The sequence below is a fragment of the Streptomyces sp. BR123 genome (genome assembly GCF_013401435.1).
Lineage (GTDB): Bacteria > Actinomycetota > Actinomycetes > Streptomycetales > Streptomycetaceae > Streptomyces.
In genome coordinates this window covers 42,933-56,687 of record NZ_JACBGN010000011.1, presented here as the reverse complement: position 1 = coordinate 56,687, position 13,755 = coordinate 42,933, and the positions used below count along the sequence as shown (strand labels likewise).

General features: G+C 72.6%; 12 protein-coding genes and 1 riboswitch. Of the genes, 1 reads left to right on the top strand and 11 read right to left on the bottom strand.

Features of this window, described 5'->3' with window-relative positions; genetic code table 11:
* Positions 1 to 513: LysM domain-containing protein (locus tag HYE82_RS03370; protein ID WP_179172390.1), on the bottom strand; the 513-nt coding region annotated here is incomplete at its 3' end.
* Positions 514 to 517: 4 nt separating this feature from the next.
* A riboswitch (cyclic di-AMP (ydaO/yuaA leader) is annotated at positions 518 to 726 on the bottom strand.
* Between the two features lie 311 nt (positions 727 to 1,037).
* Between HYE82_RS03370 and HYE82_RS03365 the strand changes: the two genes are divergently transcribed.
* Positions 1,038 to 1,856, top strand: a complete 819-nt coding sequence (locus HYE82_RS03365; RefSeq protein ID WP_179172389.1) for a tyrosine-protein phosphatase — start codon at positions 1,038 to 1,040, stop codon at positions 1,854 to 1,856.
* Positions 1,857 to 1,915: 59 nt separating this feature from the next.
* On the opposite strand, the gene HYE82_RS03360 is transcribed toward HYE82_RS03365, so the two are convergent.
* The 10 genes from HYE82_RS03360 to HYE82_RS03315 all read right to left on the bottom strand — a co-directional run bounded on the left by HYE82_RS03360 (position 1,916) and on the right by HYE82_RS03315 (position 13,753).
* Entirely contained in the window at positions 1,916 to 3,310 is a 1,395-nt protein-coding gene (locus tag HYE82_RS03360) for an aspartate aminotransferase family protein (RefSeq protein ID WP_179172388.1), read from the bottom strand.
* Positions 3,307 to 4,338, bottom strand: a complete 1,032-nt coding sequence (gene hpnH, locus HYE82_RS03355) for an adenosyl-hopene transferase HpnH (RefSeq protein ID WP_179172387.1) — start codon at positions 4,336 to 4,338, stop codon at positions 3,307 to 3,309. Before hpnH ends, HYE82_RS03360 begins: the two co-directional genes overlap by 4 nt.
* A gap of 5 nt (positions 4,339 to 4,343) precedes the next feature.
* Entirely contained in the window at positions 4,344 to 5,024 is a 681-nt protein-coding gene (locus HYE82_RS03350; protein ID WP_179172386.1) for a 1-hydroxy-2-methyl-2-butenyl 4-diphosphate reductase, read from the bottom strand.
* Positions 5,024 to 7,120 (bottom strand): squalene--hopene cyclase, encoded by a 2,097-nt coding sequence (gene shc / locus HYE82_RS03345; protein ID WP_218782204.1) that lies wholly within the window; start codon positions 7,118 to 7,120, stop codon positions 5,024 to 5,026. Before shc ends, HYE82_RS03350 begins: the two co-directional genes overlap by 1 nt.
* Before the next feature lie 131 nt (positions 7,121 to 7,251).
* Positions 7,252 to 8,409 (bottom strand): polyprenyl synthetase family protein, encoded by a 1,158-nt coding sequence (locus HYE82_RS03340; RefSeq protein WP_256986892.1) that lies wholly within the window; start codon positions 8,407 to 8,409, stop codon positions 7,252 to 7,254.
* Positions 8,406 to 9,785 (bottom strand): hydroxysqualene dehydroxylase HpnE, encoded by a 1,380-nt coding sequence (hpnE, locus tag HYE82_RS03335; protein ID WP_179172385.1) that lies wholly within the window; start codon positions 9,783 to 9,785, stop codon positions 8,406 to 8,408. Before hpnE ends, HYE82_RS03340 begins: the two co-directional genes overlap by 4 nt.
* The gene (gene hpnD, locus HYE82_RS03330; RefSeq protein WP_179172384.1) at positions 9,782 to 10,741 is read right to left on the bottom strand and encodes a presqualene diphosphate synthase HpnD; all 960 of its coding nucleotides are present in this window, start codon (positions 10,739 to 10,741) and stop codon (positions 9,782 to 9,784) included. Before hpnD ends, hpnE begins: the two co-directional genes overlap by 4 nt.
* The gene (hpnC, locus tag HYE82_RS03325) at positions 10,738 to 11,658 is read right to left on the bottom strand and encodes a squalene synthase HpnC (protein ID WP_309144184.1); all 921 of its coding nucleotides are present in this window, start codon (positions 11,656 to 11,658) and stop codon (positions 10,738 to 10,740) included. The genes hpnD and hpnC overlap by 4 nt, the downstream gene beginning before the upstream one ends.
* Positions 11,659 to 12,048: 390 nt before the next feature.
* Positions 12,049 to 12,831 (bottom strand): ABC transporter ATP-binding protein, encoded by a 783-nt coding sequence (locus HYE82_RS03320; protein WP_179172382.1) that lies wholly within the window; start codon positions 12,829 to 12,831, stop codon positions 12,049 to 12,051.
* A complete protein-coding gene (locus HYE82_RS03315) occupies positions 12,824 to 13,753 on the bottom strand; it encodes an ABC transporter permease (protein WP_179172381.1) in 930 nt (309 codons plus the stop codon). Before HYE82_RS03315 ends, HYE82_RS03320 begins: the two co-directional genes overlap by 8 nt.
* Positions 13,754 to 13,755: the final 2 nt, after the last annotated feature.

The window sequence follows — 13,755 nt, the reverse complement described above, 5'->3', positions numbered from 1 at the left end:
GCTCTTCCCGGCAGGCGCCGGGACGGCGGCGAGCGGGGACCCGGTGGCGGCCGGGGCCTTCTTCTTCGGCTTCGGCGCGGGGGCGGGCCGCTCGGCCGGAGCCTGCTCGGGAGCCGGCGCGGCCGGTGCACCGATCACCAGCTTCAACCCGGGGTGGATCAGGGAGGGGTTGTCGCCGACGGCCGCACGGTTGTCTGCGTAGAGCCGCTGCCAGCCGCCCGGGAGGTCGCGGTCGGCCGCGATGACGGAGAGGCAGTCGCCCGTCCGGACCGTGTAGACGGCCGCCTCGGCCGGGGCGGCTGCCTCGGCCCGGGGGGCCGCGGCCGGGACCGCGGCGGCGGCCTGGGAGACAGCCGGGGCGGCGGTCCGGGAGACAGCCGGGGCGGCGGCGTGGGCGCCGGCGGCGCCCATCAGCGGCAGGGCCAGGGCCGCTCCGCCGGTGCCGGCGACTGCGGCGAAACCACGGGCTGCGAAACGGTGCTTCGGGCGGCGGTGCTTACCCTTTGCCGGCATGGCGAATTCCTCTCCGGCGCCTGCGAGGTGAGCTGTCGGGTTCGGATTGGAGATGTCCGGCCGTCCGTGCCCGTGCACGTGCAACGCGGACGTGCACGTGCAGTGAACGGAACACGTACGGCTTCACCCCTGGCTGCTCCGGAGCGGAACTCCGGCGCAGCGGCCTACCTGGTTCCCCCGCTCCTGCCGCGCGAGTTCGGTCGAGTGCTGTTTCCGGACGGCGGCAGGATTGGGCGGTCCATCCGGATCGGTCGCGAAGGTAATCCAGCGGGACCGCACGGAACAAGCCGCGAATTTCCTGACGGATTCACAGGGGCGGGAGTTCGGCGGAATTCCGGTCACCCTGCGTCCATTCCCCGCCGCCAACGACCGCTCCCCCGGCACCATTCGCCTTTGACGATCAGGCACTCAACGTCACCGTATGATCTGGCTCACGGGGCTGTGCCCGATCTCGCTTCCGGCACCGGCAAGTTGGCCCCAAGCAGAGCAATTCGGACACTCGATGACGATGCGGGGGATTCACCGTGACCCAGCAGATACCGCCCTCTTCACCCGGCATTCCACTCCGGGAGTCCGATCTGTCCGGTGTGCGCAACTTCCGCGACGTGGGCGGCCTGCCGACGGCGGACGGCCGGAGGGTCAAGGCGGGACGACTCTTCCGAAGCGGACATCTGGCGCATGCCACCGAAACCGATGCAGAGTTTCTCGTATCGCTCGGCCTGCACACCGTCTTCGACTTCCGCAACGCCGCCGACCAGGCCCTCGAAGGTCCCGACGTCGAACTCCCGGGGGTGCGCAACGTCAACATTCCGCTGTCCGATCCGGCCGACGGCAAGGAATTCTGGACCATGGTCCGCGACGGGAACGTGGACCGGCTCCGCGGAATCCTGGGCGACGGAAAGGGCTCCGCCCGGATGGTGGACTCGTACCGCTCGATGGTCCTGGACCGCACCGCCGAGCACAGCAGGGTCCTCCACGCCCTCGCCGAGGAGAGCCTCCCGGCACTCATGCACTGCGCCGCCGGCAAGGACCGGGCCGGCCTGTCGGTCGCCGTCACCCTCCTCGCGCTGGACGTGGAGCGCGATGCCATCCTCGCGGACTACCTGGAGTCCAACGCGCCGCACCGCCGCTACCGGGTCCGCCGCGGCAGCGATGCGCCCGAGGCCCGCTCTCCGGAGGTGATGGAGCTGCTCGCCCCGCTCTTCGACGCCCGCGCCGCCTACCTGACCGCGGCCTTCGACACCATCGACGAGCACTGGGGCGGTGTCGACCGCTACCTCGCCGAGGGCCTCGGACTGACCGCCGGGACCCTCGGCCGGCTGCGCGAACGGCTGCTCGACTAGGCCGCCGACAGCCGGGCGGTGCGGGCCGTCGACATCCCGCAGGCGGGCGGGGCGGGCCGTCAGCCGCCCGCGACGGCCTGCTTCACCAGCGTCCGCCCGAAGTCCCACAGGAGGCCGCCGCCCGCGTGCGCCTCGTCCATGACCGCCCGGAAGGCGCCGACGAACCGGTCGACGTCCGCCTCGTCCACGATCAGCGGCGGGATCAGCTTGATCACCTCCAGGTGGTCCCCGGAGACCTGCGTCAGGATCCGGTGCCGCTGCAGCAGCGGCACCACCACCATCTGCGCGAACAGCCCCTTGCGGGCCGCCTGCAGCACGGTCCACCGGCTGCGCAGCCGCAGCGAGGACGGCCGGCCGAACTCGATGCCGATCATCAGGCCCCGGCCGCGGACCTCGTGCAGCAGCTCGTACGCGTCCACCAGCGCGGCGAGGCGCCCGCGCAGCAGGTCGCCCATCGCGCGGGCGTTCGCGACGACCGACTCGTCCTCCATGACGGAGAGCACCGCCAGCCCGGCCGCCATCGCCTGGGCATTGGACCCGAAGCTGGCGGAGTGCACCAGGACCCGGTCCATGGACGAGTAGACCTTCTTGAAGATCCAGTCGCGGCCCAGGGTGGCACCGACCGGGACGTAGCCGCCCGACAGCGCCTTGGCCACGCAGACCAGGTCCGGCTCCACGCCCGGCTCGTGCTGGTACGCGTAGAAGTCACCGGTCCGTCCGAGGCCGGTCTGCACCTCGTCGGCGATCAGCAGCGCCTTGTGCCGGCGCAGCAGCTCCTGCGCCGCGGGCAGGAAACCCGGCGGGGCCGCGTGCACGCCCTTGCCCTGGATCGGCTCCACGACGAACCCGGCGACGTCTCCGCGCTTCAGCTCCCGCTCCAAGGCGGCCAGGTCGCCGAGCGCGATCCGGGTGTCGGGCAGCAGCGGCGCGAAGCCGTCCCGGAAGCCGGCCTCCCCGTTCACCGAGAGCGAGCCGGTGGTCAGCCCGTGGAAGGCGTGGTCGCAGTAGAGCATCCTGGGCCGCCCGGTGGCGTACCGGGCGAACTTCAGGGCGGTCTCCACGGCCTCGGTGCCGCTGTTGCCGAAGAAGACCCGGTCCAGGTGCGGGCTGTACGCCAGCAGCTTCTCGGCCAGCAGCCCGGGCAGCGGCTGGCAGTCGAAGCGGGTCAGGTCGGCGAGCCCTGCGTCGAGCACGTCGTGCAGGGCCCGGCGGACGACCGGGTGGTGCCGGCCCAGACCCATCACCCCGAACCCGGACAGCATGTCCAGGTAGTCATTGCCCTCGGCGTCCCAGAAGTGCGCGCCCTCGGCCCGCTCGTAGACCTTGTCGAAGCCGATGGTGTGCAGCATGCGGGGCAGTTGCGGGTTCAGGTGCCGGGTGTGCAGCTCGTACCGCTCCGCGCCGCGCTCGGCCAGCAGCGCCTTGAGGTCGAAGCCTGGGGACGCGGTGGTCATGCCGAGCCGCCCCGGTTGCCGCTGACCGTGTCCCGGGCCGCACGCAGGGACTCCTTGAGGGAGCCCATGGTGGCGAGGACGGCGGTGGGCTCGTAGCCGCAGTGCGCCATGCAGTTGGCGCAGCGCGGGTCCTTGCCGCGGCCGTACGCGCTCCAGTCGGTCTCCTCGACGAGTTCGCGGTACGTCGTCACGTACCCGTCGCTCATCAGGTAGCAGGGGCGCTGCCAGCCGAAGAGGGAGTAATTCGGAATGGCCCAGGCGGTGCACGGGAAATCGGCCTTGCCTTCCAGGAAGTCCAGGAAGAGCGGGGAGTGGTTGAGCCGCCAGCGGTTCCGGTTGCCGCCCGAGAACGCCTTCCGGAAGAGTTCCCGGGTCTGTTCGACACCGAGGAAGTGTTCCTGGTCGGGTGCCTTTTCGTAGGCATAGGCGGGCGAGATCATCATTTCGTCGACCTTCAGGTCGTCATTGAGGTAGTTGAGCACCTCGATGACGGTCTGCGGGGTGTCGGTGTTGAAGAAGGTGGAGTTCGTGGTCACCCGGAATCCGCGCTTCTTCGCCTCCCTGATGGCGGCGACCGCCTCGTCGAAGACGCCTTCCTTGGCGACGGATTCGTCATGGCGTTGGCGCAGTCCGTCGATGTGCACGGCGAAGGCGAAATAGGGCGAGGGGGTGAACTTCTCGATCTTCTTGCGCAGCAGCAGGGCGTTGGTGCACAGGAACACGTACTTCCGTCTCGCGACCAGCTGGCGCACGATCTCGTCGATCTGCGGGTGCATCAGGGGCTCACCGCCCGCGATGGACACCATGGGGGCGCCGGACTCCAGCACGGCGCCGACCGCCTGGGCCACCGGCATGCGCTGCTTGAGCACCCCGGCGGGGTGCTGGATCTTCCCGCAGCCCTCACAGGCCAGGTTGCAGGCGTAGAGCGGCTCCAGCTCGACGATCAGGGGGAACTTCTCGCGCTTGCGGAGCTTCTGTTCGAGCAGATAGGTCCCGACCCTGATGGACTGTCGCAGCGGCATGGCCATCTGGCTCACCTCCTGGGGAGCGGCAAAGAACGGTGCCAGTCATAGAACGCGGGCAGTACGGCACGCAGTACACGGAAGGCCGATATTCCACCGCGGACCGTGCCGATTCGGACGAGCTCGTGCTCCGGGGCGTCCACGACCACCCGGACGGCGGCAACCGGGCGGTGTGTGACGCCCGCGGCGGCGGTTCGGGCGGCGCCACGGGCGGCGGTCCACAGGGTGGCCGCCGACTCCATGTCGACGGCGATGGCTCCGGTGGCGCGCAGCCGGGCGCGCTCCTGGCCCCGTACGACCCGGTCGGAGCCGGTGAGCGCGCCGGTGTGCACGGTCCGGCCGGGGGCGGCCCGGGCCAGTGCCTCGGCGAGCAGGGACGTTCCCGCACAGGTGACGGTGCCGCGGGGGTCGCGGGTCTCCTCGGCGACCACCAGGTCGCCGGGGTGCATGCCGGGTACGAGTCCGGCGCAGAACCCGGTGGCGAGGACGGCGGCTCCCGCCAGGCCCGGTGCGGCAAGGGCCCGGGTGACGGCCCGCTCGGCGGCGCGCGGCCCCATGCCGGTGCGCAGGACCGTGCACCCGAAGGGGGCGCCGCGGTCGCCGCCGCTGCGCAGGGCCGCCTGCTCGATGCGCAGGGCGCAGGCGACCAGCAGCGGCCGGGGACCGGGGCCGCCGGGCCGGGCGGCGGCCATCAGGGCGTCCCGGGCGCGAAGGGTTCCCCGTGCAGGTAGCGGCCGAGCGCGGTGAGCGGGAACACCTGCCGGTACAGGTGGTAGTTGATGGAGAAGTCCCAGGGGAATCCGGTGCCCGTGAAGTGCGGCTCGTCCCAGGAGCCGTCCGCCAGCTGGGTGCCGGTCAGGTAGGAGATGCCCCGTTCGACGGCCTTCCCGTCGCGCTCCCCCGCCGCGAGGAGGGCCATCAGCGCCCATGCGGTCTGCGAGGCGGTGGAGTCGCCGCGTCCCGCCCAGGCGGCCGGGTCCCGGTAGGAGCGCTGGTCCTCGCCCCAGCCCCCGTCGTCGTTCTGTACGGATTCCAGCCAGGCCACGGCCCGCCGGACCGCCGGATGGGCGGGGGCGATGCCCGCCGCGACCAGCGCCGGCACCACCGACCCGGTCCCGTAGACGTAGTTGGTGCCCCAACGGCCGAACCAGCTTCCGTTCGGCTCCTGTTCGGCGAGGAGCCAGGCGATGCCGCGCCGGGTCCGCGGGTCGGCGGCCCGGCCCTCGGCGGCGAGCATCTCCACCACATGGGCGGTGACGTCGGCCGAGGGCGGGTCGACGACCTCGCCGAAGTCGCAGAACGGCAGCCGGTTGGGCAGGGTGCTGGTGTTGTCGGCGTCGAAGGCGCCCCAGGCTCCGTTCCTCGACTGCATACCGAGGGTCCAGGAGACGGCCCGGGCGATGGCGGCCTCGGCCCGGGCCGGGTCGGAGTGCCTGACCCGGCGCAGTGCGAGGACGACCTCCGCGGTGTCGTCGATATCGGGGTAGGTGTCGTTGTGGAACTCGAACGCCCAGCCGCCGGGGGCGAGTCCGGGCCTGCGCACGGCCCAGTCGCCGCGCCGGGTGATCTCCTCGTCCAGCATCCAGTCGGCCGCCTTGACCAGGGCCGGATGATCGGGCGGCAGCCCCGCGTCGGCCAGGGCGATGGCGGCGAGACAGGTGTCCCAGACCGGGGACTGGCAGGCCTCGACCATGCGGACGGGCCCGGTGTCGCCCGGCCGGCCGTCGGGGCCGGGGGCGGTGTCCTCGCGCCAGACGGCGAAGCGGTCCAGGGATTCCAGGCCGGCCCGCATCACGGGGTGCCCCAGGTCGTAGCCGAGCAGGTGGAGGGCGATCAGCGAGTACACGGCGGGCGGCTGGATCCCGCCCCAGCAGCCGTCGTTCTCCTGCCGCTCGATGATCCAGCGGGCGGCGGTGGCCACGGCCGCGGCGCGCAGCGGGCGGGGGGCGAACCGGCGGTAGACGTGCAGGACCTTGTCCATGCGCTGGAAGAGACCGTTCCAGGTGCCGAGCGGGGCGAGCCGGGCGGCGGGCACGGGGCGGCGGGCGTCGGTGTGCAGCTCGTCCAGGGCGAAGGGAGCGGGGCGGACGGGGCGGTGAGCGGAGACCACGGTCAGCGGGACGATGGTCTGGCGGGCCCAGCAGCCGAAGTCGTAGATGTTCAGCGGTACCCAGGGCGGCAGGAAGACCAGCTCCGGGGGGAGTTCGGGGAGGTGGTCCCAGCTCCACCAGCCGAAGAGGGCGAGCCAGATCCGGGTGAAGACCCGGGCCCGGGCGATCCCGCCGTGGGCGCGGATCCAGGCCGAGGCCCGGGTCATGTGCGGGGCGTCGGGGGCGTCCCCGGCCAGGCGCAGGGCGACGTACGCCTCGACGGTGGCGGAGAGTTCGGGGGGGCCGCCGTGGAAGGTGGCCCAGGTGCCGTCGGCGCGCTGTTCGCGGCGGATGTGCCGGGCCGCGGCCCGGGTGGTGGCCTCGTCGCGGACGCCGAGGAACTGGCGCAGCAGCAGGTCCTCGGCGTCCATGGTGACGTTGGTCTCCAGGTCGCCCTTCCACCAGCCGGCCGGGTCCTGCTGCCGGAGCAGGTGCCGTGTGGCACGCTCGACGGCCTCGCGGACCCCGGGCGGTGCCACGGCCGCGACCGCTCCCGCACCCGTGGTCGCACCCACGCCCTTGGCCACGCCCGTGGCTGCGGCTGCGGCTGCCGCGAGGGTCGCGGCACCGTCCGCCGGGGCGGTGGTCTCATCCGGATCGGCGCCGCGGGGGCCGGCGCCGTCGGTCGTCGCTGTCATGGCTTCCCCTTAACGTGCAGTGGCTTGTTGCTTCTGCTGTGCTGGGGTCTGCCGTCGGCCGGCGCTACGGGCTGGTGGCGCCGGCCGGCGACTCGCGCGTCATATCCGTCCCCGGGTGACGAAGGCGATGATCACCTCTTGCGTACGACGACGAAGTCGGCGAGGGCGACGAGCTGTTCGCGCACCCGCTGGGGCATGTCGATGTCGTCGAGGGCGCGGACGGCGATGGCGTGCTGGCGGCGCGCCTCCTCGGCGGTCCACTCCCGGCCGCCCGCCTCCTCGATGAGGGCGGCGCGGGCCGCGAACTCCTCCTCGGAGAAGTTCTCGAAGTCGTTGCTCTTGGCGTCGGCGGCGAGCAGCTTGCCGAGCTTCTCGGCGGCGGGGCCCCCCGCCGCGAGGGCGGCGACGACCGGCAGGGACTTCTTGCGCTGGCGCAGGTCGCTCCAGGTCTGCTTGCCGGTGGTCTCCGGGTCGCCCCAGATGCCGAGGAGGTCGTCGACGGCCTGGAAGGCGAGGCCGAGGTGGTAGCCGTACTCCTCCAGCTTGTCGGCCGTGCGGTCGTCCGCGCCCCCGAGGACGGCTCCGATGGAGATCGCGCAGGCGAGCAGGGCGCCGGTCTTGTTGCCCTCCATCTCCAGGCACTCCTCGACGCTGACGCGCTCGCGGTGCTCGTAGGAGATGTCCTGGGCCTGGCCGTCGATGAGCTTGCGGCTGGCGGTGGTGAGGCGGCGGGTGGCCCGGCCCGCCTCGACGGTGCCGAGTTCGAGGAGCACCTCGTTGGCGAGGGCGAAGAGCGCGTCGCCGACGAGGATGGCCTGGGCGGGGCCGTGGGCCTTCCACACCGTGTCGCGGTGGCGGCGCTGCTCGTCGCCGTCCATCAGGTCGTCGTGCAGCAGCGAGAAGTTGTGGACGAGCTCGACGGCGACGGCGCCGGGGATGCCCACCTCGGCGGGGGCCCCGGCGGCCTCGGCGGACAGCAGGGCGAGGGCGGGGCGGACGGCCTTGCCGCCGTCGCCGTCCGCGGGGTTGCCCTGGACGTCGATCCAGCCGAAGTGGTAGGCGGCGACGGTGTCCATGGGCGCGGCGAGCCGCTCCACCGCGGCGCGCAGTGCAGGAGTGGACAGGGTGCGGCCGCGCTCCAGGAGGGCGAGGGTGTCCGCGACCTCCGTCTGCGCCGCTTCCGCCGCTCTGTTACCGGCTTTGGTGTTCTCGACGGCCGGGTTCCCCGGGTTCACTGGCTCTCCTCTGTTCTCCGTGTGTGCTGCGCCGGTGGTGTTGGTGATCGTCATGCCGCCTCCTGCAACGGGTGGGCCCGGTGGCGGCCGAGCGCGGCGAGCGCGGCGTGTGCCGCGCTCAGGCCGCTCCGGACGGCACTCTCCATGGTCGCGGGCCAGCCGGTGGCGGTCCACGCACCGGCGAGATAGAGACCCGGCGTGTCGGTGCACGCCCCGTGGCGCAGCCGGCCGACGCCGGGGGTGGGGGCGAACGTGGCGGTGCGCTCCCGGGTGACGAAGAAGTCGCGTACCTTGGCGCCGCGCGCGGCGGGCAGCAGCCGCTCCAGTTCGGGCAGGTACTTGCGGCGCAGGACGGTCACGGGCTCGTCGATGTCGTTGTGGGCGACGGACTGGGACAGGGCCAGGTACTGGCCGCCGTCGGCCAGCCCGGAGGACTCGGTGCGGTCGAAGACCCACTGGACGGGGGTGCCGAGCGCGGCGAAGAAGGGGCGGCGCAGGACCTTGCGGTCGTAGACGACGTGGACGTTGAGGATCGGCGCGGTGCCGATGTCCAGGAGTTTGTCGGGGTCGGCGAGCGCGCCGGCCGGGAGCAGCCCGTGGGCCTCGCGCTGCGGGACGGCGAGCACGACGGTGTCGGCGTCGAGGGTTTCGGACTCGGTGGCGACCTGCCAGTTCCCGTCCTGTGCACGACTGACGGAGGTGACCCGGGTGCGCAGGGCGGTCCGTACGCCGGCGGCGTCGAGCGCCCTGCGGGCGAGGGCGTCGTGGAGGTCGCCGAGGGGGACCCGGGCCCAGCCGATGTCGGCGGCGCCGTTCTCGGAGAGCAGGCCGGTCTTGAAGACCATGGCGGCCAGTCCGAGGGAGGACTGTCCGGCGGTGGCGTTGAGCGTGGCGATGCCGACGAGGTCCCACAGGGCCTCGACGGTGCGCGGGCTCTGGCCGTGGCGGCCGAGCCAGGTCGCGAAGTCGAGCCCGTCGAGGGCCGGGTCGGCGGGGTCCAGGGCGCGCAGGGCGAGGGCGGCGCGTCCGACGGCGGCCCGCTCGGCGAGCGAGAGGTGCGGGTAGCGGGCCAGCGATCCGGCGAGGTGCAGGGGGACGGGCAGGGCGCTGCGGCGCAGCCGGCCCAGGCGCGGCCCGCGGGGGTGGCCGACGTCGAGCACGGGGACGTCGAGCCGGTCCTGCAGCGGTGCGAGGGCGGCTCCGTCGATGCGGTCGAGGAACCACCGGTAGGCGGTGCAGCAGCGCAGGTAGACGTGCTGGCCGTTGTCGACGGTGAGGTCGCCGCGCTTGAAGGAGAACGCGAGGCCGCCCAGCCGGGGGCGGCCCTCCAGGAGGGTGACGCGCACCCCCGCGTCGGCGAGTTCCAGGGCGGCGGTGACGCCGGCGAGGCCGCCTCCGACGACCACCGCGCGGTGTGCGGCTGCGGTCACGCGGTCCTCCTGGTGCGCCGGCGCGCAACGGTGCGTGCGTCGAGGCCGGACAGGCCGCGCACGGCGACGTACGCCTTCTCGTGCGGGGGCAGGGTGACCCGGCCCCGGAGCACCGCCTCGGGTTCGCGTTCGATGCGGTCGAGGAGGCGGCGGTAGATGCCGGCCATGGCCGCGACGCAGGCGCCGCTGCGCCGGTCGAGCATGGGCAGCAGCCGGTAGCCTTCGGCGAACAGGGCCCGGGCGCGCCGGACTTCGTGGTGGACGAGGCCGGCGAAGTCGGCTCCGGCGGGGAGCCTGCCGTCGGCGAAGCCCTCGTCGCAGCCGAACTTGGCGAGGTCCTCGGTGGGCAGGTAGGTGCGCCCGTTGCCGGCGTCCTCGCGGACGTCGCGCAGGATGTTGGTGAGCTGGAGGGCGAGGCCGAGGGTGTCGGCGTGGTCGCTCGCGCGCTCGGCGCCGGCCGCGCCGGCCGCGGTGCCGAACACGCCGAGGGAGAGCCGTCCGATGGCCCCGGCGACGCAGCGGCAGTAGGCCTCCAGCTCCTCCCAGGTCTCGTAGGTCTCGCCGCGGACGTCCATCAGCACGCCGTCGATGAGCTCGTCGAGGCCGCCGAGCGGGATGGGGAAGCGGCGCGCGGCGTGGGTGAGGGCGACGGCGACGGGGTCGGTGTCGTCCTCGTCGACCTGGCCGTCACGGACCCGGCCGAGCAGGGCCCGGGTCTCCTCCAGGCGGGCGAGCTTGGCGTCGGCGGGGAGCGTGCCGTCGCCGATGTCGTCGACGCGCCGGGAGAAGGCGTACAGGGCGGACATGGCCTGCCGCTTGTCGGTGGGCAGCAGCCGGATGCCGTACGCGAAGTTGCGGGCCTGCGCCCCGGTGATGGCCTCGCAGTAGCTGTAGGCCGCCAGGACCGGCGCGGACGGCGCGGTGGTGTGTGCGGAACCCTCCACGGTCGGGCTCACCCCTTTCTCGGCGCGGTGCGCAGGACGGCGGCCACCTCGCGGAGCAGGCCGCTCCGGGTGGGCCGCGGCGGGCCGGGCAGTACGTCGAAGCCGGCGCCGCAGACGGCGCGCAGGGCGGCGCGGCCGCCGCCGGTGAAGCCGGCGAGCAGCAGCCGGAGCCGGCCGTGGACGCTGCCCACGAGGGGGGTGCCCTCGTCCAGGAGGTCCCGGGCGCGGGCGGCCTCGAAGGCGATGAGGGAGCGGACGGATGCGCCGGCGGTGGGGGCCTTGAGGTCGGCTTCGGCCACGTGGAAGCGGCGCAGGTCCTCGGCGGGGAGGTAGATCCGGTCCCGCTGGAGGTCCTCGGCGACGTCCTGGATGTGTTCGACGATCTGCAGGGCGGTGCAGATGGCGTCGGAGCGGCGGATCCGCTCGGGGGTGGCGGTGCCGGTGAGGGCGAGGACGAGGCGGCCCACGGGGTTCGCGGAGAGCTCGCAGTAGGCGAGGAGGTCCCCGTACGTCTCGTAGCGGCTGACCTGCTGGTCCTGGCGGTTGGCGGCGATGAGGCCGAGGAACGGCTCGGGGGTGAGGCCGTGGGCGCGGACCACCGGCCGGAGGGCCTGGAGGAGGGGATGGCGCGGGCCGCCGCCGGCGGAGCCGAAGACACGCGCGAGGTCGGCTTCGAGGGCGTCGAGCAGGGCGGGCCGGTCGTCGGCGGCTTCGGGGCCGAGGCCGAGGAGGACGGCGTCGCGGCCGCCGGGTGCGAGGTCGCCGTCGCCGATGTCGTCGACGAGGCGGGCGTAGCCGTACACCGCCATCAGCCCCTCGCGCCAGGCGCGGGGCAGGAAGGCGGGGGCGACGGGGAAGTTCTCCGTCCGGGCCTTGCCGAGGGTGGCGCGCGCGTGGGCGTCGGGGGCCGGGGTCTGCCGGGGACGGATGCCGTGCGCCGGGGTCACCGCCCGCCGCCCGCGGCGCGGACGGCCGTAATGCCTGGGGGCCGGAGAATTCCCGTAGCCATTGCCGTCACATCTCCCGTTCTACACTGCCGACGCAATACATCCTATTTCGGACACGCCGCCGGACTTTCTCCAGGCTGTCCCAGGCCGTTCACCTGCGGTGAATCGTCCCCTCCTGCCGCGCTTCAGGACCGCCCCAGCTTACGCTGTACAACCTCGCGGAACCTTCCGGGGTATTCGCACCGCTACCGAATGTCGGCCCGAATTGCCCCGGACGCTCCCCGGAAGACACGCCGGGACACACCCGGGACGCCTGGGGAACATACCGAGGCCCCCGCCGCACGGGGCGGCGGGGGCCTGCGGTGCCGGCGGTCAGTGACCGGTCGCCTTCTCGTAGGCCGAGACGACCTCTTCGGTGGGTCCGTCCATCACCAGCTCGCCCTTTTCCAGCCACAGGACGCGGCTGCAGGTGTCGCGGATGGACTTGTTGTTGTGGCTCACCAGGAAGACGGTGCCCGCCTGCTGGCGCAGCTCGCGGATGCGGTCCTCGGAGCGCACCTGGAACTTGCGGTCACCGGTGGCCAGCGCCTCGTCGATCATCAGCACGTCGTGGTCCTTGGCGGCCGCGATGGAGAAGCGCAGGCGCGCGGCCATGCCGGAGGAGTACGTACGCATCGGCAGGGAGATGAAGTCGCCCTTCTCGTTGATGCCGGAGAAGTCGACGATGTCCTGGTAGCGCTCCTGGATCTGCTCGCGCGTCATGCCCATGGCCAGACCGCCGAGGACCACGTTGCGCTCGCCGGTGAGGTCGTTCATCAGCGCCGCGTTCACACCCAGCAGCGAGGGCTGCCCGTCGGTGTACACCTTGCCCGCCTCGCAGGGCAGCAGGCCCGCGATGGCACGCAGCAGGGTGGACTTGCCGGAGCCGTTGGAGCCGATCAGGCCGATGGCCTCGCCGCGGTAGGCGGTGAACGAGACACCGCGCACGGCGTGGACCCGCCGGACACCCGGCGCGTCGCCCTTGCCCCTGCGGAGTATCTTGCTCAGCGCCGCGGTGGCGCTGCCCTTGCCGGAGCTGCCGGTGTTGACGCGGTAGACGATGTGGACGTCGTCGGCGATGACGGTGGGGATGCGCCCCCGGTTGGTCTCAGCCACGGCCGTAACGCTCCTCAGCCTTCCAGAAGTACACGAATCCGCCGAGGCCGATCAGGACGGCCCAGCCGACGGCGAAGGCCCAGACGTGCGGCGGCAGGTTCTCGCGGCCGTAGCCGTCGATCAGGGCGAAGCGGATCAGGTCCATGTAGATCGCCGCCGGGTTCCACTGGAGCACGTCCGCGATCCACGCGGGCCTGTCCTTGAGCATCTCGTTGATCGAGAACATGACGCCGGAGGCGTACATCCAGGTACGCGTCAGGAACGGCATCAGCTGCGCGAGGTCCGGGGTCTTGGAACCCATGCGCGCGAAGATCAGGGCGAGGCCGGTGTTGAAGACGAACTGCAGCACCAGCACCGGCAGGACCAGCAGCCAGGACAGCCGCGGGTGGTTGCCGAACGCCACCACGGTGACGAACACCACGATCATCGAGTACAGCAGCTGCTGGAGCTGCTGCATCGAGAAGGAGATCGGCAGGGAGGCGCGCGGGAAGTGCAGGGCGCGGACCAGTCCGAGGTTGGACGGGATCGCGCGCACGCCGGCCATCAGCGAGCTCTGGGTGAAGGTGAAGACGAAGATGCCGATCACCAGGAAGGGGATGTAGATGTCCTTCCCCATCCCGCGGCCCGCGTCCATGATCAGGCCGAAGACCAGGTAGTAGACCAGCGCGTTGAGCAGCGGGGTCGCCACCTGCCAGATCTGGCCGAGCTTGGCCTGGCTGTACTGAGCGACCAGCTTGGCCCGGGAGAACGCCAGGATGAAGTGGCGCCGGTCCCACAGCTGCCGCACGTATCCGGCGAGGCTGGGCCGGGCGCCGCTGACGGACAGGCCGTACTTCCTGGCGAGCTCGGCGGGGCTCAGCCCCGCGTCTTCGGACGGCGGCTTGCTCGTGGCGAGGGCGCCATCCTGGGTTGTGTCACTCACAA